This is a genomic window from Streptomyces sp. NPDC031474 (assembly GCF_055581185.1).
Genome location: NZ_JBVIJX010000015.1, coordinates 1 through 20479 on the forward strand (window position 1 = coordinate 1; position 20479 = coordinate 20479).

The 20479-nt window shown below is 67.7% G+C and carries 21 protein-coding genes; 17 read left to right on the forward strand and 4 right to left on the reverse strand.

The genetic code is table 11. The features are described from left to right. Positions 1-1045 precede the first annotated feature (1045 nt). Complete coding sequence (locus ACZ5SK_RS30050; protein ID WP_334577233.1) at positions 1046-1474, reverse strand: GntR family transcriptional regulator; 429 nt, start codon at positions 1472-1474, stop codon at positions 1046-1048. A 166-nt stretch (positions 1475-1640) separates the two neighbouring features. On the opposite strand from ACZ5SK_RS30050, the gene ACZ5SK_RS30055 reads away from it, so the two are divergent. The 6 genes from ACZ5SK_RS30055 (at position 1641) to ACZ5SK_RS30080 (ending at position 6587) form a co-directional block, all read left to right on the forward strand. Beyond that, positions 1641-2000 (forward strand): hypothetical protein, encoded by a 360-nt coding sequence (locus ACZ5SK_RS30055; protein WP_334577234.1) that lies wholly within the window; start codon positions 1641-1643, stop codon positions 1998-2000. Then, positions 1997-2284: a hypothetical protein gene (locus ACZ5SK_RS30060; protein ID WP_334577235.1), complete on the forward strand. Its 288-nt coding sequence runs from the start codon at positions 1997-1999 to the stop codon at positions 2282-2284. Before ACZ5SK_RS30055 ends, ACZ5SK_RS30060 begins: the two co-directional genes overlap by 4 nt. Before the next feature lie 2 nt (positions 2285-2286). Next, positions 2287-3687 carry an ATP-binding protein gene (locus tag ACZ5SK_RS30065; RefSeq protein ID WP_334577236.1) on the forward strand — a complete coding sequence of 467 codons (1401 nt, stop codon included), beginning with the start codon at positions 2287-2289 and terminating at the stop codon, positions 3685-3687. Between the two features lie 48 nt (positions 3688-3735). After that, the gene (locus tag ACZ5SK_RS30070; protein ID WP_334577237.1) at positions 3736-4449 is read left to right on the forward strand and encodes a DUF2637 domain-containing protein; all 714 of its coding nucleotides are present in this window, start codon (positions 3736-3738) and stop codon (positions 4447-4449) included. A 150-nt stretch (positions 4450-4599) separates the two neighbouring features. Continuing rightward, positions 4600-6081, forward strand: a complete 1482-nt coding sequence (locus ACZ5SK_RS30075; protein WP_334577238.1) for a replication initiator — start codon at positions 4600-4602, stop codon at positions 6079-6081. After that, on the forward strand, positions 6078-6587 hold the full coding sequence (locus ACZ5SK_RS30080) for a hypothetical protein (RefSeq protein ID WP_334577239.1): 510 nt from the start codon (positions 6078-6080) through the stop codon (positions 6585-6587). The genes ACZ5SK_RS30075 and ACZ5SK_RS30080 overlap by 4 nt, the downstream gene beginning before the upstream one ends. 76 nt (positions 6588-6663) lie before the next feature. Here the strand turns inward: ACZ5SK_RS30080 and ACZ5SK_RS30085 are convergent, their stop codons facing one another. After that, a complete protein-coding gene (locus tag ACZ5SK_RS30085; RefSeq protein ID WP_468159018.1) occupies positions 6664-8304 on the reverse strand; it encodes a recombinase family protein in 1641 nt (546 codons plus the stop codon). A 297-nt stretch (positions 8305-8601) separates the two neighbouring features. Here ACZ5SK_RS30085 and ACZ5SK_RS30090 point away from each other — a divergent pair, with 297 nt between their 5' ends. Further along, positions 8602-9129, forward strand: a complete 528-nt coding sequence (locus ACZ5SK_RS30090) for a hypothetical protein (protein ID WP_468159020.1) — start codon at positions 8602-8604, stop codon at positions 9127-9129. A 57-nt stretch (positions 9130-9186) separates the two neighbouring features. Here ACZ5SK_RS30090 and ACZ5SK_RS30095 read toward each other — a convergent pair whose 3' ends face one another. Then, positions 9187-9522, reverse strand: coding sequence for a hypothetical protein (locus tag ACZ5SK_RS30095; protein WP_468576726.1), 336 nt, complete (start codon positions 9520-9522; stop codon positions 9187-9189). Between the two features lie 45 nt (positions 9523-9567). Here ACZ5SK_RS30095 and ACZ5SK_RS30100 point away from each other — a divergent pair, with 45 nt between their 5' ends. The 5 genes from ACZ5SK_RS30100 (at position 9568) to ACZ5SK_RS30120 (ending at position 13561) form a co-directional block, all read left to right on the forward strand. Continuing rightward, entirely contained in the window at positions 9568-10191 is a 624-nt protein-coding gene (locus tag ACZ5SK_RS30100; protein WP_457495758.1) for an RNA polymerase sigma factor, read from the forward strand. Continuing rightward, complete coding sequence (locus ACZ5SK_RS30105; RefSeq protein WP_334577243.1) at positions 10184-11110, forward strand: hypothetical protein; 927 nt, start codon at positions 10184-10186, stop codon at positions 11108-11110. Before ACZ5SK_RS30100 ends, ACZ5SK_RS30105 begins: the two co-directional genes overlap by 8 nt. A gap of 1025 nt (positions 11111-12135) precedes the next feature. Then, positions 12136-12642 carry a DUF4760 domain-containing protein gene (locus tag ACZ5SK_RS30110; protein WP_334577244.1) on the forward strand — a complete coding sequence of 169 codons (507 nt, stop codon included), beginning with the start codon at positions 12136-12138 and terminating at the stop codon, positions 12640-12642. Between the two features lie 398 nt (positions 12643-13040). After that, positions 13041-13361 carry a hypothetical protein gene (locus ACZ5SK_RS30115; RefSeq protein ID WP_334577245.1) on the forward strand — a complete coding sequence of 107 codons (321 nt, stop codon included), beginning with the start codon at positions 13041-13043 and terminating at the stop codon, positions 13359-13361. Next, positions 13361-13561, forward strand: a complete 201-nt coding sequence (locus ACZ5SK_RS30120; protein ID WP_334577246.1) for a hypothetical protein — start codon at positions 13361-13363, stop codon at positions 13559-13561. Before ACZ5SK_RS30115 ends, ACZ5SK_RS30120 begins: the two co-directional genes overlap by 1 nt. Before the next feature lie 124 nt (positions 13562-13685). On the opposite strand, the gene ACZ5SK_RS30125 is transcribed toward ACZ5SK_RS30120, so the two are convergent. Beyond that, positions 13686-15275, reverse strand: coding sequence for a PucR family transcriptional regulator (locus tag ACZ5SK_RS30125; protein ID WP_334577247.1), 1590 nt, complete (start codon positions 15273-15275; stop codon positions 13686-13688). A 113-nt stretch (positions 15276-15388) separates the two neighbouring features. Here ACZ5SK_RS30125 and ACZ5SK_RS30130 point away from each other — a divergent pair, with 113 nt between their 5' ends. From ACZ5SK_RS30130 to ACZ5SK_RS30150, 5 genes are all read left to right on the forward strand, one after another. Then, on the forward strand, positions 15389-16306 hold the full coding sequence (locus tag ACZ5SK_RS30130) for an ABC transporter substrate-binding protein (protein WP_361701529.1): 918 nt from the start codon (positions 15389-15391) through the stop codon (positions 16304-16306). Beyond that, positions 16303-17286, forward strand: coding sequence for an amino acid ABC transporter permease (locus ACZ5SK_RS30135; RefSeq protein WP_334577249.1), 984 nt, complete (start codon positions 16303-16305; stop codon positions 17284-17286). Before ACZ5SK_RS30130 ends, ACZ5SK_RS30135 begins: the two co-directional genes overlap by 4 nt. Next, the gene (locus tag ACZ5SK_RS30140) at positions 17283-18059 is read left to right on the forward strand and encodes an amino acid ABC transporter ATP-binding protein (RefSeq protein ID WP_468157665.1); all 777 of its coding nucleotides are present in this window, start codon (positions 17283-17285) and stop codon (positions 18057-18059) included. The genes ACZ5SK_RS30135 and ACZ5SK_RS30140 overlap by 4 nt, the downstream gene beginning before the upstream one ends. An 80-nt stretch (positions 18060-18139) precedes the next feature. Continuing rightward, positions 18140-18901 carry a gamma-glutamyl-gamma-aminobutyrate hydrolase family protein gene (locus tag ACZ5SK_RS30145; protein WP_361701525.1) on the forward strand — a complete coding sequence of 254 codons (762 nt, stop codon included), beginning with the start codon at positions 18140-18142 and terminating at the stop codon, positions 18899-18901. Beyond that, positions 18898-20211 (forward strand): type III PLP-dependent enzyme domain-containing protein, encoded by a 1314-nt coding sequence (locus tag ACZ5SK_RS30150; protein WP_468157664.1) that lies wholly within the window; start codon positions 18898-18900, stop codon positions 20209-20211. Before ACZ5SK_RS30145 ends, ACZ5SK_RS30150 begins: the two co-directional genes overlap by 4 nt. The last annotated feature ends 268 nt before the right edge of the window (positions 20212-20479 follow it).

Consider the following 20479-nt stretch of genomic DNA (forward strand, 5'->3'; position numbering starts at 1 on the left):
AGGCAAACAAGCCCCACAAGGTTTCCGATGTTGTCTAGGCCCACCGTCAAGCATCAACTGGGACCAGAACGTCAAACATCACCTGGGACTAGACACGCTGCGCTGGGCCCGTGGCCGGTCATGCGCCCATGCGGCGTCCTCGCCTTCCCAACCCGTTCCGCATCTCCGCAACCGCTATAGACACACATGGGCGCATTGCAGCCTATTTGCTCCGGAGGTCATCGAACTTTATCCACAGGCGAATCGGTCCAGGGTTGGAGCTGTGGAACAACGCACGACAGCCCCCACCCACCGTTACCTATCCGTGACCTTTGGGCTGTCACACCCGGGCGGATTTTTGTACCTGATAGCAGGTGAGGGCCGGAGATCGGCGGCTTCCGTGAGCGCGAGGAGAGGGGCGGCCAAGATCCCGCCAGAGAGGAGCAGCGGCGTGGCGACGGTCGCATTTACGCCGGGTCACACGCGACCCGAAAAGCGAACCCCTATAGGCACCCCTCGACGCAAGGGGCGGAACATAGCCGACGATAGCCGGTTACCCAAACCGGCGATTCTCCGGACCATTGATGTTCCTCGGCGAACGAAGGGAGATGTGTGATGTTAGCCGCGAAGCGTGGGGGCGGTGGGACGTCCGTTCGGATTCAAGCAGAGCGCGCCGGATGTAATCCGACTTCTTCGCCTCGCCGCGGGCCTGGATCTCCCGGTTCGCTCTATCTGCCCTGTGGGCGCAAGTTGGTCACGCCTCCCGCCATGCGGGCCGCACAGAAAGGTTCTTGCCCGCTGGACGGGAGCGTGAGGCCGGGGCCTTCGAACGTGTCCGGTCGGAGCGGTAGACCTGACTCACCAGGCGCGATGGCTGCTGGTTGGCCGGCGCGGGCAAGCCCGGATTCGGCTGACCCTGGGCTGCGCGATGACACGGAAATGGCACGGAAGCAAGGCGGGGAGCGGAAAATGACCGAGCATGAAATAGCCGTGCTGGATGCGGAGTTGACCGACGTGTGCGCGGCGGTTGCCCGGTTGGATGCGATGGTGCAGCGGTTGGCGACGGCTATTTCCGCTGCTGAGCCTCCACGATCTCCAGAAGCCGAGTCACCGTCTCCTCAAGCCGCTTGATGTCGGTCTTCATGGCCTTCATATCCTCGGCGAGGGATTCCGCGCTGAGGCCGGGAGCATGGTCGGCTGTTCCGAGCCGGTCTTCTCGGCCCTGCTCGCCGGGGGCTGCTTCGGCCGGCGCGATGGTGGCGCTGTTTCGGACGAAACTGCCCCGACCCTGGACGCTGTAGATCAGCCCTTCGCTCTTGAGGAGCCGGAGCGCGTTCTGCACGGTGCTGCTTGCGATGCCGTACCGGTCTTGGAGTGCGCGGGCAGAGGGCAGCTTGTCGCCGGGCTTCAGTCGGCCGGTGCTGATCTCTCTGCGCAGGACCTCGGCGGCCTGGACGTAAGGCGGCCGGGAGTCGTCTTCGAGCGGCAGTGTCATGCCCGCAGGATACGGGCGCTTACCCCACACGCGATACACCCGCATCACCCTTGTGTCGCGTGCGTAGCGAGACAACCGGTGTGCGGGTGTTGCGTGTGTAGCGGGTGTTGTGGTTATGTAGTGATGCGGCCGGACCTACCGGCCCAACTCGAAAGGAAGTGCCCCCATGGCTCGTATCCGTGTTGGTCTGCTCCCGTCGGCGTCGTTCATGGTCGGCAACATGGCCGTGCCGAAGTACGCGGACGCCGAGAAGACGCAGTTCGCCGTGGACCGTGAGACCGGCGCGAAGCTGTTCACGATCACCCTCTTCTTCATGGAGGAGGACCGCGCCGAGGCGCTGAAGATCACCGTTCCGGAGACCGGTCTGCCCAACGGCCTCAGGCCGGGTGTGCCGGTCATGCCGGTGGAGCTGTTCGCCACCCCGTGGGCCCGGATCTTCAACGGATCGCTCTCGGATGGCATCGCCTACCGCGCGGACCGCTTGGACCTGGTCGGCGGCTCGGCCCCGGCCGCTGAGACGGCGTGAGCGGCACCGCCTTCTCCCGCGCCAGCCGCGACACCCAGCTTCACAGTGTCGCGGCGGTGTGGGAGAGCGCGGGCTTTCCACCCGCGTCGGCTCTTCGCCATGCGGAGATCTGCCTGACGCTCGCCGGTCACGACGACAGGGTTCGTCGCGTCGCGGCGATGTGGGCGAACCACGGCTTTCCGCCTGCTGAAGCGGTCCAGCGCGCGGAAATCTGTCTGATCCTCGCTGCGCCGACACCCGCCGACCGCACCCGGAACCGGAATCGAAAGAAGGAAGCGAAGTGACCGTGAACGACGTGACTGAGGTCATGGGCTACGCCCCGGTCCTGATCGGGGCGGGTCTGGCCGGTATCGCCGTGTGGGCGCTGGTGTGGGTCGTCCGCTACCTGCGGGCCGATGCCATGACCCGGCAGTCCATCCGGCAGGCCGTGCGGGTGCGACGGACCTGGAAGCGGCTCGCGCAGATGCTGAAGCTGTGCGCCACGGACAAGATGCCCACGGCGATGGCTTCCCTGGCGAACGCGGACGGCAAGCCCGTCAGGCCCCGCATCCTGGTCCCCACGCTGAAGGTGACGCACGACGCGTACGGGGTGATCGCGCGGGCGGGCTGCCTGCCCGGGGTCGGCCTGGAGCAGTACCAGAAGGCTGCCCCGCACCTGGCGGACGCCTGGCGGTGCACGCGCGTCGCGGTCACGCAGGATGAACCGGGATCGGTCGTCGTCCGGGGTGTGCGGCTCGATCCGCTCAAGTTCCCCACCGAGCACCGTCCCACGGGCAAGGTGCCGGAGAAGGTGGCCCGGTTGGATCTGGGCGTGGACGAGTACGCGCAGCCTGTGTGCGTCGACCTTCGGCACGTGACCGGTATGTGCGTGGCCGGCCTCCCTGGCAAGGGCAAGACGTCGCTGATCAACAGGCTTCTGTCCGACTGGGCGCCCGCGCCGTGGGTTCAGTTCGCCTGCGCGGACGGCAAGGTGTCCGCCGCGTACGAGGGTGACTACTCCGACTGGGTACAGCGCATGTTCGCCTTCGTCGGCGATGACCTCGAAGAGGCCAACAAGCTGTTCCGGCAGCTGGTGGACCTGCGGCGGGTGCGCTCGACCCTGGTGCGCGATGTGCTCGGGGTGAAGTCCATGTGGGACGTGGACCCGTCCGCGAAGTGGCCGCTGGTCGTGCTGATCATCGACGAGGCGCACACCTACTTCCGCGATCACAAGGGAAGCGACCCCAAGACCAAGAGGCTGGCCGCGCTCGCTGCCGAGAACGCCCGGCTGGTGGAAGACCTGGTCAAGAAGGGCCGCTCGGTGGGCATGCTCGTCATCCTCGCCACGCAAAAAAGCACGGGCGACGCCATCCCCACCTTCATCCGCGACGTGTGCCCCATTGGCCTGAGCTTCGCGCAGAAGACCGCCGAAGCCGCCGTGGCGGCCCTGGGTGAGGACATCCGGGACTGGCCGGACGCCAACCCGATCAACCTTCAGGACCCGGCCTACGTCGGCGTCGCCTCGATGAACCACCAGGCACAGCCCGGCTTCACTCGCATCCGCACCCCGTACGTGCCGGACGAGTGGGCGGCCGAGATCGCGCACAAGACCGCGCACCTGACCGCCGACCCGGCCGACCTGCTCCCCACCGTCGACCTCACCAAGATCGACCCGGACGACGACGGTTCCACGCCGATCGCGGCCTGACCGCCCGGCGGCCAACGCCCCATCCCCCGTGAGAGGAGGTGAAACCCTATGTCTGAGGACCGGATCACTCAGCGCACCGTCACCGTGGTCATGGGCATCATCGCCCTCCTGGCGTTCGTCTTCTCCTTCGGCAACGTCTGGGCCCTGGCCCTGCGCCTGGGCGTCCCCGCCCCCATCGCACCCCTGATCGCCCCCATGGTCGACCTGTCGGTGGTCGGGCTCCTGGTCGCCCTGCGCTATCTGTCCCTTCGGGGCGTCCCGCCCGAGCAGATGAAGGCGGCCACCCGCCTCATGCACGTCTCCGGCCTGCTCACCCTGGCCCTCAACATCGCCGAACCCATCACCGCCGCACACTACGGCCGCGCCGCCGTGGACGCCGTGGCCCCGCTGCTGCTCCTCGGCTGGGGAGCGGTCGGCCCACAGCTCCTGCGCTCCTTCCACGCAGTCACCACCGAAGCAACCGCACCGGCCCCGGCCCCGGCTGACGAGACGGAACCGGCACAAGAGCCTGCCCCGGCCCTCGCCCAGCCCGCGCCCGTCGCGGCGTCCACCCCGCCCGTCACACCGGAACCGGCCCCGGCCCCGATCGCTCCGGCCCTCACCGCGCCTGCGGTCAAGGTCCCCGAGCCGCTGCTGACCGAAGCACGCTCCATCGCCGCATCCCACCACACCGAGCACGGAGAAACGATTTCTCCGGCCCAGCTCAAGAGGCGACTCGGCATCGGCCTGCCCATGGCTACGGCCCTTCACGCCGCTCTGTAGAGCCGCGTTCTCCCCGCCGGCCTTCCGGCACCACCCACCTCGCCCGTCCCTGGGCCCGACTCGCCATGCCTGCGGGCAGCAGCCCGAGCGCACTGAATCGCTGCTGCCCGCAGGTCCCACCCTCGCGCCGGAAAGGAGACCCCGCCACCCATGCGCCGCCCACTCGACCTGCGCCACGTGATCAGCCCCGGCCTGCGGGATCTGATCGAACTGGCCAACACCCACGACTTCGACCGCGTACAGCAGCAGGTACGCGACCTGCGCGGCTGCACCAGCCCCGTCAACCTCCATGGCTTCACCGTCACCACCGACCAGACCACCAAGGAAGTGGTCCGCTCCTACCGCTCCGAAGACGAACCCTCCGGACGCCTGCTGACCACCTGCGGCAACCGACGCTCCTCCCGCTGCCCCGCCTGCTCCCGCGTCTACGCCGCCGACACCTACCACCTCATCAAGGCCGGACTCTCCGGCGGCAAGAACGTCGCCGAAACCGTCCGTGACCACCCTCGCGCCTTCGTCACTCTCACCGCCCCCTCCTTCGGCCCCGTCCACAACCGCCCCACCACCGGCGCGGGCAAGCCCCACCCCTGCGTCTGCGGCGACACCCACGCCGAAGACGCCCCCGAACTCGGCACCCCCCTGAACCCGGCCACCTACGACTACACCGGCGCTGTTCTGTGGAACGCCCACGCCGGACAGCTCTGGGCGCGCTTCACCACCTACCTGCGCCGTGCCCTGGCCAAGCACTTCGGCATGACGCAAAAGGACCTGAACTCCGACCTGCGCGTCTCCTTCGCCAAGGTCGCCGAGTACCAAAAGCGCGGCCTGGTCCACTTCCACGCCGTGATCCGCTTCGACGGCCCCGACGGTCACACCACCCCGCCCCCGGCCTGGGCCACCTTCGACGCTCTGAGCGCCGCCGTGGGCCTGGCCGTGAAGAGCGCTCGGCTCACCATCGAGTCCGACGCCATCGGCGAACGCGTCATCGCCTGGGGCGGCCGGTACAAGGTCGACCCCATCACCGCCCTGGGCGACGGCGAACTCACAGACGCGCGCGTTGCCGAGTACACAGACGCCAAGGTCGCCGGATACATCGCCAAGTACGCCACCAAGAGCGCCGAAGGCACCGGCACCGTAGACCGCACCCTCATATGCCGCCCCTGCGCCGGACGCGGCTACGTACGCGGCGCCACCCGCCTCCCGCACGGCTGCGCCAACTGCCACGGCACCGGACAGGCCGAACCCATCAAGGCCCTGCCTGTCCGGCAGCACGTGCGTCAGATGATCCGCACCGCCTGGGCCCTCGGCCACCTGCCGGAGTTCGCCGAACTCAAGCTCTGGAAGTGGGCCCACATGCTCGGCTTCCGCGGCCACTTCTCCACCAAGTCACGCGCCTACTCCACCACCCTCGGCGCACTCCGCGACGTACGCCGCGCCTGGCGTCTCGCCCAGGCCGAAGCCTCCCGCGCCCGCGCCGGCCTCCCCGCCACCGAAGAGACCACCCTCGTCACCGCCTCCTCCTGGACCTACCTCAGCAGCGGCTACCGCCCCGGTGAGGAGCTCCTCGCAGCCCAGGTCCGCCACGACATAGCCCATACGCAACGCCTCAAGCAGGAGGGGGATTTCTCATGATCAACCGCAAGACCACGTTCGTCGGCCGCTTCCACTGCGGCCAAGGCTCCTGGCGTGTCTCCACCGGGACTGCGGAAGTCGCCACTGTCATCGGGCAGCTCTTCGGCATGCAATCGCCGTCCCACGACAGCCACGAAGCCGACCACTTCGAAGTGCTGCCCCGATCAACCTCCATGCGGGTCGTCATCTCCGGCCCTGAATCCATCAAGGCCGGCCTGCTGACAGCCGCACCCCGCTATGAACCCCAACCCAGTACTCGACTCTCGTTCCGCCTCGCCGACGCACACGCCCTGGGCGGCTTCCGCCTCAGTTCCCCCTCTTGGGACCTGGCAGAGTCCGTCCCCACGCTCAGGAAGGCACTGTCCGAGACTGACGGGGACGCCCTCTGCGAACTCGTCGCAGAGACAGTCGAGTTCACAACCCGCGACGGTGCGGGACTGTCATATTGCCGCCCTTCCATCAAGGTCATCGGCCCTTGGCACAACCCCGACCAGCACGCCGCCTGACCTGAACGCAGACAGCGACGCCCCCACCTGACGGACGAGGTGGGGGCGCCCCCGCGTGTGTCCGGTGACGTCGGCGTCAGTCCTGGCCGTCGGCCGCCTCGGTCTCCTGTCCGCTCTCCTTCGCCGCTGCCGCTCGCCGCATGTGCCCCTCCTCGCCGAAGTACACCGACAGACGCGACGTGTCCAGCTTCTTGCCGCCACGCCGCGCGGGTGCCACCTCCACGTAGCCGCCCGCGTTCAACAGCAGATCTCGCTTACCGGCCACGTCCGAGCGCTTCCACTGCTCGGCGTGCGTCTCGCCGGTCGGCTCCGCCTTCACGCCGCCCGGCTTCGCCATTCGCTGCCTCTCCTTCAGGGTCGCCAGTCGCTCCTCCAGCTTGGCGTACTGCTCCGCGTACCGGATCGCTCCGTCGTCGCCTCTGAACAGGCCCCGGTCGTAGCGATCCTTTTGCAGGTCGGCCAACGCTTCCTCGGCCTGCCTGATCTGCGGGCGGAAGTCCTCGCCCACCTCCTGGACCATCCGCATCACGGAAAGGTGCCCGTACTTCGCGAGGAACTGCTCGGCGACGTGCTCCTCGGTGGTCACCCCAGCCACGGTCGGCCCGTAGCACTTCACGCCCTGCTTCTCCTCTCCCTTGGCCGCCCGCTGGCGGTACTTCAGCGGACCGATGCACCGGTACCGAAGCTGACCGTTGCGCCCGCTGAAGGTGTACATGCGCTCGCCGCAGACTCCGCAGTGCATGATGCCGCGCAGCAGCGACGTACCCTCCCGGCGCTTCTCACCGGGGTTGGCCCGGCGCTCCAACTCGTCCTGGAGCGCCTGCCAGGTGTCCGTGTCGAGGATCGGCGGGCGGTTGACCAGGGGCAGACCGTCCGTCCGCAGGATCGGCTTTCCGTCCTCGATGACCTGGCCGAGCAACTGGGGGTTGCCCAGCATGCTGCGCAGCGTCGTCGTGTACCACTGCTTGGAGTCGCTGCGCTTGCCCGTGGTCTGGCGTGAGGTGTGGCCGGGTGACGGGACGCCCTCCTTGTTGAGGTCGTTGATGATCTGCATGAGCGAGTCCTTGGCCAGGACCCGTTCCACGATCCGCTTGATCGTCTTGGCCTCACCCTCGTTGACCGCGAGGACCTTGCCCGCCCCGTTGGGATTGGGGACGACCATGTACCCGTACGGGACCCGACCGCCGGTGTAGCGGCCCTCACGGCGCAGGTGCTCGTGCGCGCTGGACACCCGCATCCCGATGGTGTCGGACTCCAGTTGAGCGAAGACCGCGATCACCTTCGCCATGGCCCGGCCCATGGACGACGTGAGGTCGAGCGGCTCCGTCGCCGACGCGAGCGCAACGCTCTGGTGCTCGGCAAGTCGCATGATCTCCGCGAAGTCGACCGTCGAGCGTGCAAGCCGGTCGATCTTGAAGAACACAATCACGTCCAGCTCGGCGAGCCTGGTCAGGATGCGTTGCAGTCCCGGCCGGTCGAGCCCGCGCGAGAAACCCGAAACGTCGATGTCCTCCTCTGCGGCTACGACCTCCCAGCCGCGTGCCTCGCACAACGCTTCACAGGCCGCGCGCTGGCGTTCCGGCGAAGTCGTCTCGTCGGTTTCGCGCGATAGGCGAACATAGATAGCGGCGCGCATCCCCGGCGCGCTGGCCGGGACGCCCTTCCGGCGTCGGGCACGGGGCATAGCCCGTGCTGTGACAGGCGTTGGTTCTGTCATGAGACGACCTTATCTCCGGAGGTATGTGTGTCCTGCCTAATCGTCCACACAGGTCAGGGGCCGTTCACCTGCGGTGAGTGTGGGATTTGAACCCACGGTGACATCGCTGCCACGACCGTTTTCAAGATCGCTCACGAGTTTGACCCGCTCATAGGGACTCCGCCGACCTGGGCATGCTCGCCACACCCGAAGGCGTGCACAGTCGATGCACCGGAACGTGGGTGGGGGAATCCGGAAATCGGTTGCGCTTGTGGCATGACCATGCGAAATGTTGTGCGTATGATGCGACCCGCGCCTGTGCTGCTGCCCCTTCTCTTGCTGCCAGTTTTCCTCACAGGATGCGCCGCGGATAAGAGCAGTGGGACGGTCGCCGACAGCGCCGACCTCGAGGCCGCCGCGCGCGTCTGGGGCGTCGCGCCGGAACTCGTCTATGTCACCAAGGTCTCCGGCTACACCGTGTTCCAGCAGTCGGTCGGCGAGTACGACGACGAATTCGTCGTTGCGTATCGGTCTGAGAAGGGTGCCGCCACGTTCGGCCTCTTCGTAGGTCGCGGCACGCTGACAGCGGAGAGCTGCCCCAAGCAGCCGCTGGGCGAGGTGTCGGACAAGCAGGTCACCTGTGAGCACGACGGCGATACCTGGTACCGCAAGGCAGGTGACAGCCATGAATACGCGGTGCCAGAAGGCGGCGTGGTGATTCATCTAATCGCCGACGCTGACAAGGTCGACCGCACCATTCTGCGTAAGGCGGCCGAGGCGGTCCACCGCCCGGCCGACGCCGAATTGGCCGCACTCTTGCCGACCACCGACGGCACGGGCACCTGAGAGGACGGCACGAAGTCGACTACCGGCTTATTCCGTGACCGGTGACCCGTCAGACCTTCAAAGGGTAAGAGGCGAACCTGTCAAGTCCGGCCGTAGGGGGCTGACACCAACGTCTGAAGACCAGAACACTTCCGCGTTGTCGTCCAGGACCGTCAGCAGGCTGCCGCCCGTCTCGATGCCCGGCACTTGGGCAGGCACCGTGACCCAGCAGTCCAACAGCGGCGGCTCGGCGGCCGTGTCGCCGCCGGGTTCGAAACCCTGCCGCAGGAGATAGGGCGCGAGCGTGTCGGTGAGCTCGGTCTCGAGAGTGTCAGCGTAGTGTTGCGGGCTTTCGAGCTGAGCGACCAGTCTTGGCGTGGACACGACATTCGGCGTGAACTCGGCGGGTCCCACCGGGGAAGAGAGAGTGTGACCACATACGTCAGAGACGGAGACCCCGTGACCGGCCCACCGGACGTCGGGCACGACGACCACGAGCACCACCACGATGACTCGTCCGCCATTGCCCAGTCCCTGCGGCGGCCCGAGGTCTTCGCCGTGTTGTACAACCGGTACGCCGCCGATGTCCACCGCTACGTCATGCGGCGGCTCGGCGACGCGGCCGCCGACGATCTTACGGCCGACACCTTCCTCGTGGCGTTCCGGGCTCGCTCGCGCTACGACCTGACCCGCACGAACGCCCGGCCCTGGTTCTTCGGCATCGCCGCCAACCTGATCGGCAAGCAGCGCCGCACCGAGGAGCGCGCCCTGAGGGCGCTCGCCCGCACCGGCCACGACTCGGTCACCGAGTCCTGGGTCGATCACGCGGACGACCGGGTCACCGCGCAGGCCGTGCACCGCCTCCTCGCTGGCGCGCTCGCCTCGCTGTCCGGCGGCGACCGGAACGTACTGCTCCTCGTCGCATGGGCCGACCTCAGCTATCAGGAGGTCGCCGAGGCGCTCGCCATCCCGGTCGGCACCGTCCGTTCCCGGCTCAACCGGGCGCGCAGGAAGGTGCGCTCCGCGCTGGGCGACGACCCCACTCTCGTGCAGGATTTCGCTCCGGAGGCCGGCCATGGATGAGATGACGACGCTGAAGACCTTCCGGCCGGACGCGCCCGCCGCTGACCGGGCCCGGCTGGCGCCTGGGCGGCAGAGGCTGCTGGACGCCGCCGCCGAACAAAGGCAGCGCCGCCGCTTTTGGCCACGGGCCGGCTGGAAGCTCGCCGCGGCGGGCGCTGCCGCCGGGGTGGTGGCGGCGGTGCTGGTGGCGCAGGTGGCGCCGACGACCGGCACCCACCGGGTGGAGGCCGAGTACGCCACGTCTCCCGAACCCACCGACGGTCAGTGGCTCTACCAGAAGACCCTGACGCGGCAGTCGACGCTCAACTTCCGCGACGACCTTAATCCCGTTTCCGAGAAGGGCACCCCGGCATACTGGGAGTTCACGCAGGAGACATGGACGCAGTACGGCAGCGGCAAGGTCCGCGGCACGCTGCCGAACGGCGTCCTGGATTCGGTGACCGGCGAGGCGAACACCGGATCGCCGAAGAAACTGCGTCAGAAGCTGGAGAAACTGCCGAGCGAGCCGCAGCAGCTGCTGCGGTCCCTCTCTGAGGTGATCCGCCTCGGGGGCGATTACCAGCGGATCCAGTACACGTTCTCCAGCGCGGACACCATTCCGTTCGAGGTCCGCCTGTCGCTCTTCCGCGCGCTCAAAACGATCCCCGGCGTGGTGGTCCGTCCGCAGCTCGTCAAGGACGCAATGGGCAGGCCTGCCCTGGCCATCCACCCTTCGGACGACAACCCGTTCACCAAGGAGACCCACCGCCGGGACGAGCTGCTCCTCGATCCAAAGACCTACGAGTACCGGGGTGAACGCACGATGATGCTCGTCGGCGGAATGATCGACTCCAAGGTCACGACAGAGGAAACCCTGATCAAGGTCTCAGCCGTGCAGAGGTTCGCGGCTGCCGTGAACGAGCCGGGCGTGCGTCCCTGAGCCTGTCCTCTCTGACAGCGAGGCCGATGACGGCACCACCAATCCCGCCGAAGCCCTCTTGCCGGCAGGAACGCGGACGAGGGCAGTATCGGCGCCTGTGACTGAGCGTCGTGGTTGGCCCGTCTGGCCAACCACGACGCTCAGCGAGAAGACCTGGTTCGGGACTGGAAGGGGGCGTCGCCCGCACGGTCCACGGACCGAACTCCTACAGCGGTGCTCACGGCGGGTGCTCCCCGACGCACGAGCGCCCTCCCGGGCCGTCCTGGGGCCGTGGAAGGGCGCTCGGTGGTGACCGGCGTCGACAGGTGCCGACAGCTCGGCAGCAGGTCGCAGCGTTGATCGGTTGGGCGGCCGCAGGTCTCGGCCGCCGTTGATCAGTTGTGACTGTACTGAGCAAGCGGCATTCAGCAATCAGCCAGCCCCCGACAAGAAACAACGTGGCTGAGGCCGGTGGGGGTGCAGCGAGGCACACGCGCGCCTGATCGGTTGGCGCGCCCCCCGTCGTGGCTGGCTTTCGTCGGCTGCTGCACCAACGAACCACGCACCGGACCGCTCAGCAGATGTCAGCCCACCTGGCCCGGCTCGAACGGACTGGCCCCCTCCACAACGGGCCGGTGCTGCGGGTCTACAGCACGCCGGCCGACGCAGGCAGACTGATGATAGGAAAGCCGTCAGCCCGCCCGCACCGGTGTTTCCCGTATCGGAAGTGCAGCAGGGGTGAGTGTCTAACTGCGTGACAACGCCGACGAACACCGGCGGACGAGCACGGACGCCAGCGGACTATCAGCACAGGTGAGACGCACACCAGCCCAAGGCCGACCGCCCGCCCAAGTTGCTTCGGGACGAAGAGGTCCTTGCGGATGTGCCTCCCAAGCAGGGTCCCCGGCATGGACCACCCGGACAGCCCTTCACCACAGGCGGGCAGGGCGGTTCGGGCAGCTGGGGGGCACGGAGCCCCCATGCCTGAAGTTCCGCCAGCACACGCCACCTATCCCACAGCTCGATGGAGTGCTGTACTGCGAGGCATGGGGGACGTCTGGGAAGCTGTCAGTGCCGTGAGTGCCGGGGTCGGGACCTTATTCGTGATCGCCGCCTCCTTCTTCGCCTACTCGCAGATCAAGGAGGCACGTCTTTCACGCCATGTGCAACTCCTCCTCTCATTCCAGGAGAAATATCACGCACCCGCCGCTCGCCACTTTCGGCACCGTCTCATAAGTGGCGAGTTCGGATCACCTGAAACGTTTGACCCCTCTCGTATGAGCAGTGAAGATTTCCATGCTTTCTGGCAACTTCATGATCAGCTCGAATTGCTGGGGGTTCTGGTCGAGCAAAGACTACTGGCCTTTGATCTCATACTGGCCTGTTTCCATCGTTCTCCGCCGCAGGTCTGGGCCGCCATCGAGCCATACATCGTGGAGCGCCGCAACCACGCCTCTCCTCTTGAAGGTCGACATTTCGAGCGGCTTGTCCAGCGCTACAAAAGCTCACGCCTACTCCAAACCGAGTACTGGGATCGCCAGAACGTCCTGTGATAGTGCCAAGAGGCATGCTCAGAGGTACGCCATGCTCCCCGCATTGATGCCCTCCGGGTCAATCAGGGCCCGTGGTGCCAGCGAGCACGCGGCTACACGTTCTGACATCCACGAGCGACATCAACAACGCCGGACGTCAGCGCTCCTGGGCGGTCCGGCGTGGGGGCTGCGGCCGGGGGCTTCCCCTCCAGTGTCGAGGAGCGATCGAACTGCCCTTGTGGAAAGGAGCCCTCTGTGGCCTGTGCTTTGGGGACGAGGCCGGCGTCAAAACAGACGGCGAACCACGCCGTTCCATTTTCGCGGGCCAATGCTCGGCACGGATGTGATCAGCCCCTCGCCGCAGTGGATCCGAGAGTCGGCACCACTACGCGACGGCTTGCTTACGGCATGCCGGACGTATGAGCAGGTACGGCGCAGCAAGGATCTACGCGCTTGCGGAGTCACTCGACGATCTGGTGGGGCCAACCTCCGGCACCGTGACCCTGCCCCGGCACATCGACTTCGGTCCGCACTATGAAAGCGACCTCGCCGACAAGGCCGACCTCCTTCTCATGTACGAGCGGGTCGTCCGCGAAGCCCAGTCCGCCGCCGACTTGCGGGCGCACCTGAACGCCGACCTGTTGCGCCGGCACTGGACGGACCTGTTCCTGCCCACTCCGGCCCGTGCGGCCTGGCAGGCCCGCTTCCCCGAGCTCGCACCTGCGGCGGCCGCGGCGTAGTGGACGAACTGCACCGCCGCCTCATCCGCATCGGTCTCGGCGCGCTCGCCGACGACTTCGGTTACGCCCTGGCGGGCGGCTACGCCGTCCAAGCACACCAGATCGTCAACCGGGTCAGTGACGACGTCGGCCTCTTTGCTCCGGTCAACCGGGCCACTGCGGAGATGCCTGCGGCCACCGAGCGCGTCATCGCCGCCTAGGAAGCCGCCGGCTTCACCGTGGAGTTGGCCCACCAGAACCAGCCCGATGGTCTTGGACCGATCATGCGCTGTCGTTCGGGGCTTCCGACATCCTCCCGGTGCGCCTCGTGGGGTGATGGTCGGCTCAGCGCTGAAGCAGGCGCAGTTGGAGCCACACCGCGAGTCGGTCGTCGGGCTGTTCCAGGGGCAGGCCGAAGAGTTCGGCGGTGCGTCGCAGGCGATAGCGGAGGGTGTTTGTGTGCACGCCCAGGCGTGCCGCGGCTTCGGCGACGTTGCCCACGGCTTCCAGCCAGGCGAGGACCGAGACGACGAAGTCCGTTCCGTTCTCGGTGTCGTGGGCGGCCATCGTGGCGACGCCGGGGTGTCTCAGGCGTGGTTCGTGGCTGAGTTCGTCGCCGACGCGGGCCAGCAGGAGCCGTGCGCGCACGTCGTCGAGGGTGGCGACGGGCGGTGCGTCCGGGTGGGCGGTGGTCACCCTGAGGATGTCGTCTGTCTCGCGGCGCATCGCGGGCAGACGTGCCGGGTCCGTGTCACCAGGGGCGATGGCCGCGCGGACGAAGTCGCCGAACGAGCTGCGGATCGAGGTGAGCGCGCCTTTGGCGAGGCGGGTCGCGGCCGCGGAGCCGCCGCCGGGTAGCAGGACGTAGATGGCGCGGGATGTCGTGGCGATGCTTGCGTCGGGGCGGACGGGCACGACGTAGCGGGTCAGGGCGTGCCCCAGGTGGGCTGTCAGGGCGAGGAGACCCCTCGCGTCGGCGGAGGCCGCGAATCCGAGGAGGCCGAGTTCGGCTCCTGGCGGGATGGACAGACGGAAGCTGGTCTCGTGGGTGGGCCACAGGCCCTCCAACGCGCCCAGTAGCGCGCTCTCGCGCTTCTGGAGTTCGAGTTCGCTCGCGTTGCGGTTGCGGAGAATGTGCAGTGCGGCCAGTCGTGCGCAGTCGATCAGAGCTCGTTCTCCGTCGGCGCCGATGCCGTCGGGGCTTTCGATCGCCCAGATCGTGCCGAGGGGCTGGGTGCCGGCCCTGATGGTGATGGCTGCTCGGGGCAGGGCGCCGAGCGCCTCGGGGAAGCGGACCACGCCTTCGGAGCCGAGCAGGATGCGATAGCGCTCCAGGTTGTGGTCGATCTCCGGGACCCGGCGGCTGAGAATTCCTTCGCGGCGCAGGGAGTCGATGCGCTGATCGGGAGATGACGAATAGGCCATCACCCGTCGGTCCAGGTCCTCGATCGCGACGGACCCGCCGATGACGGCGCTGACGGCGTTCGCCAGAGCGAAGAGGTCGTCTCCGATGTCTGCCGCCGACCCGCCGCCGACGCCTTGCGAGCCCAGGGCGGAGAGGAGCAACGCGTCGAGGTGACGCCAGGAGACCTCGTCCGCCGCCGCCAGCAGGGTGAGGCCGCTGCCCTCCGCCTCGGCGACCAGTTCGGTGCCGTTCACCCCCCTGAGCTTGACGACCATGGCGCTGTACCCGAGTCGAGCGGCTTCCCCTACGAGTTCGGCTGCCGCGGGCTGGTCGGCCAGCAGCCCCGGCATCAGCAGTACCTGGTCACGCCCGGGGGGCAGCGGGTCGGCGGGGTCGTGGAGAACGGTGCCCCGCACCGGATGTTCCAGCGCGTCCTGCGCGGTCAGCGCCTTGAGGATCGGCGCTCCGATGCTCTCGACAAGGTGACGGACAGTGAAAGCCCTGCCACTTGTCCGATCCGACAACGACATGGCCAGATCCTAAAACAATCGGACTAGGACTCCCAGTGCGGGCGAAATACACAATCGCCGCAACACCCAGCACGGACTGCACGGACTGCACGTCCGACCGAACGGAGACGCAGATGGCCAGAACTCGTCTCGTCGCTGCTGTTGCTGCGACGACCATGGCAACGCTCCTCACCGCCTGTACCGGTAACGGCGCAACCGACACCTCCGCGGCGAGCGGAGGCAAGGCGGCCACCGTGTCGGTCGCCGCCGACCCGGCGGTCGCGAAGCTGCTGCCCGCACGCTTCAAAAACGGGATCAACGTGGCCAGCGGCGTCTACGCGCCGATGGAAATGCTCGACTCCCAGCAGAAGTTCACCGGATTCGACTACGACCTGGGGCAGGCGCTCGGAGCCAAGCTCGACGTCCCGTTCACCTTCACGAACCAGGCGTTCGACAGCATCATCCCGTCGCTCCAGTCCGGCAAGCACGAGATCATCATGTACGGGATGAACGACACCCCGGCACGGCAGAAGAGCCTGTACTTCGTCGACTACTTCCACGCCGGCATGGACATCATCGTGAAGAAGGGCAACCCCGAGAAGGTCCGCAGCGTGCTGGACCTGTGCGGCAGGTCCGTCACGGTCGCCAAGGCCACCACGCAGGCCGACCTCATGAGGGCGCAGGCCCCGAGCTGCGAGGCCGCCGGCAAGAAGCCGATCACCGTGGTCGAGCTGCCCACCGAGGGCGACTCCCTGGTCGCCGTCCGCGCGGGCAAGGGCACCGCCGACGTCCTCGACGCGGCGGTCGCCGAGTACACCGCCCGGACGGCCGGCAACGGCAAGCAGTTCGAGGTCGTCCACGACGCCGCGCACCCCACCGGCTACGCGCCGGTCTTCACCGGCATCGGGGTACTCCGCAAGGACCACGACCTCGTCCTGGCCCTCCAGGCGGCGCTGACCTCGGTCATCAAGGACGGCACGTACGGCAAGATCCTGACGAAGTACGGTCTGTCGTCGTACGGCGTCACCACTGCGAAGATCAACGCCGGATGAGCGCCACGGACATGACCGTGAAGTCCACCGCCGGGACACACGACGTGGCCGCCGCGCCCCGGAGCCACCCGGGGCGCTGGATCGCCGCAGCCGCACTGGTCGTCCTGTGCCTGGGGTGGGTGGTCTCCCTCTGGAGCAACCAGAACATCGACCACGCCACCATCGCCGACTTCCTCTTCGACGGGCGGATCCTCCAAGGCGTCCTGCTCACGGTGGGCCTCACCGCCTGCTCGATGCTGCTGGCGACAGCCCTGGCCGTCGCGCTAGCCGTGATGCGGCTCTCCGCGAACCCGGTGTTGCGCGTGGTCTCCTGGGGCTACACGTGGTTCTTCAGGGGCACCCCGCTGCTCGTCCAGATCGTCTTCTGGGGCTATCTCGGCCTGCTGTACGAGAAGATCGGCCTCGGTATCCCGTTCACCTCGGTCCACTTCTTCTCCGCAAACACCAACACGATCGTGACCCCGTTCGTCGCCGGCCTGCTGGCACTCGGGATGAACGAAGCCGCCTACGCCTCCGAGATCGTCCGCGCGGGTCTGCTCTCCGTCGACCACGGCCAGGTCGAAGCGGCTCACTCGCTGGGCATGTCACCCGCGTACACCCTGCGGCGCATCATCGTGCCCCAGGCGATGCGGGTGATCATCCCGCCGATGGGCAACGAGACGATCTCGATGCTCAAGAACACCGCCCTCCTCCAGCTGATCGCGGTGCCGGAGCTCTACACACGAGCGAGCTGGATCTCCGCGCAGAACCTCAGCCAGGTCGAGCTGCTGATCGTCGCGAGCGCCTGGTACCTGGTCCTCACCTCGGTGCTGTCCGTACCGCAGTACTACCTCGAACGCCGTTACGGCCGCGGCGCGGGCCGCAGCCTGCCCACCACGCCATGGCAGCAGGCCCGACAGACGGTCACGCGGATCCGGACCCGCGTCGCACAGGTCGCTCACACCCATCCCCGGAACGCCAGGACGGAGGCGGACTCATGACCCCGAGCCCGTTGGTCGAGGCCAGGAACGTACGGAAACACTTCGGCGCAAACCACGTACTCAAGGGCATAGACCTCGAAGTCCGGCGGGGGGAGGTGATGTGCCTGCTCGGGCCGTCGGGTTCGGGCAAGTCGACCTTCCTGCGCTGCATCAACCACCTCGAAAAGGTCGACGGCGGCCGTATCTACGTCGACGGCGAGTTGATGGGCTACGAGGAACACGCCTCCCGCACGGGGCGCGCCAGGGAGATGAAGCCGAAGCAGATCGCGGCTCAGCGCCGCAGCATCGGCATGGTCTTCCAGCGGTTCAATCTGTTCCCCCACCTCACGACCCTGGAGAACATCACCGAGGCCCCGATCGGAGTGGCCCGCCAGAGCCGGTCGGACGCCCGGTCTCGCGGCATGGAACTGCTGCGGCGGGTCGGCCTCACCGACCACGCCGGCGCCTATCCGGCCCGTCTGTCAGGAGGCCAGCAGCAAAGGGTCGCCATCGCACGCGCGCTCGCCATGGAACCGAAGCTGATGCTCTTCGACGAGCCGACCTCCGCGCTGGACCCCGAACTCGTCGGTGACGTGCTGAGCGTGATGCGCGACCTCGCGAGGAGCGGAATGACGATGATCGTCGTCACCCATGAGATCGGCTTCGCCCGCGAGGTGGCGGACCAGGTCGTCTTCATGGACGACGGCATCGTCGTCGAGTCCGGCGCGCCGTCCCGTGTCATCGACGATCCGCGGCACGAGCGCACGAGGGCATTCCTCGACAGCGTCCTGTAGACCGATCAGGTGTGCCGCCCCTACGCCCCTACGCCCCTACGCCCCTACGCCCCTACGCCCCTACGAGAGGCAACAACTCCGTGTCTGACAATGTCCACCGGCCCCTGATCGCGGTGACGGTCGGCCGGGACCTGCCCGACCGACCATCCGTCCTGAGACTGACGGAGAACTACGTACGGGTGCTGACCAGTGCGGGCGCCATACCCATCGTCATCGTGCCCGGAATCGATGCCGACGCCGTCCAGTACGTGATGGAACGCGTCGACGGCCTGCTGCTGCCCGGCGGAGTCGGCGCGCCCGACCCCCACCCCCGCCATTTCGGCGAGGACCCGCGGCCCGAGACAGTCATCGACGCGGACCTCGACGCACTGGAGATCGCCGCCATTCACGGTGCGGTCCGCCTGGGAATGCCCGTACTCGGCATCTGCCGTGGTTGCCAGATCCTCAACGTCGCCCTGGGCGGCAGCCTGATCCAGCACCTGGAGCCGGGCGACGTGTCCCATCTACCGGGACTTCCGCTGGACTCCGAAGCGCATGACCTTCTGATCGAAGACGACTCTCGCCTCGCCAGACTGTCCGGAGCACGGTCGCTCCGGGTCAACAGCCTGCACCACCAGGCCATTGCCAGGCCCGCACCGCCCCTACGAGTGGTCGGCAGGGCCGAGGACGGCATCGTGGAAGCCGTCGAATCGACCGACCCCGACCGGTGGATCATCGGCGTCCAGTACCACCCGGAGGAACTGGCCGGCCAACCTGCCCACCGCCGACTCTTCGAGGATTTCATCTCGTGCTCCGCCCGGTACGCGGCTGCTCGCGACCAGGAAAGGACCGTTTCCGCATGACGAACTCCCCAGCAGGCGAGCGGCGCGAACGCATCCTGCGTGCGGCCGTACGGGATCGGCTCGTCGAACCCGACAGCGCCGTCCTGGCCGCCTTCGTCGACCTCGACGGTGTCGCGGCGAGTGTCGCGGCGTTGCAGAAGGCGTTTCCCGACTCGGTGAACGTCCTGCACACCTTCGCGGCGAAGGCGAACTGTCTGGTGCCGGTGCTGGCGGAGTTGCGCGATCTCGGCATGGGCTGCGAAGTGGCCAGTCCGGGAGAGCTAGCGCAGGCGCTGGCCGCCGGCTTCGCGCCGGAACAGATCGTCTACGACTCTCCGGCGAAGACCCGCTCCGACCTTCGCCAGGCCCTCGAACTGGGCGTCGCGGTCAACGCGGACAACTTCGAGGAGCTCGCCCGCATCGACGAGATCCTCGCGGCCCGTGCCTCCGAGTCCGCCCCCGCCTCCCGAATAGGCGTCCGTCTCAATCCCCAGGTCGGTGGCGGCGGAATCGTAGAGATGAGCACGGCCACCGCGACCTCGAAGTTCGGCATCGCCCTGGAGGACGACGGAAATCGGCAGCGGCTCCTTGCCGCCTACCGTGACCGGCCATGGCTGACATGGGTCCACGCGCACGTCGGATCGCAGGGCTGCCCGCTCGAACTGATCGCCCAGGGCATCGCGAAGGCCGTGGCCTTCGCCGACGAGGTCAACGCGACCTGTGGCCGACGCCAGGTGACCGGCATCGACATCGGCGGCGGGCTCCCCGTCAACTTCGCCGACGACGAGACGGCGCCCGGCTTCGACGACTACGTCGCCACTCTCCAGGCTCATGCCCCGGCCCTGTTCACCGGCGCATACCGGATCGTCACCGAGTTCGGACGATCCCTGCTGGCCAAGAACGGCTTCACCGCCGCCTGCGTGGAATACACCAAGATCTCCGGCGGACGCCCGATCGCGATCACCCATGCCGGGGCTCAGGTCGCCACCCGGACCGTGTTCATGCCGGCTGCCTGGCCCCTGCGCCTCACCGCCCACGGACCCGACGGGACGCTCAAGCAAGGCGAACCCGTGCCCCAGGACATAGCGGGCCCCTGCTGCTTCGCCGGCGACCTGCTCGCCGAGGCCCGCCCGCTGCCCCTGCTCACCCCGGGCGACATCGTCGCCCTCCTGGACACCGGCGCGTACTACTCCTCCACCCCCTTCCACTACAACAGCCTGCCCGACCCTGCCGTCCACGGAGTGCGCGTCGATCCCGACGGCCACGTCCACTTCCATCCCCTCCGGCAGGCTGAGACCGTCGACGACGTCCTCTCACGATCTGGCCACTGACACCGCCCGGAACGCCAAAAAGGGCCGGCACCACGGACGCGCTCTCCGCCGCCCCGCATCTCACGGGACGGTGCGACAGTCATCAAGAAAAAAGAGGGGGACACCCGTCCGGGCCTGCGCTCCTGCCTCCGCCCCGCTCCAGCCCGGCCGGTGTCCGTGCCGCGCGTGTAGCAGCGAGCCGAAGACCACGAGTCGAGTCCTACACGGGAGCGGCCACGGTCAGAACGGTGCCTCCGGCGGGGGATCGGCCGGCACCGGGATGAAGGGG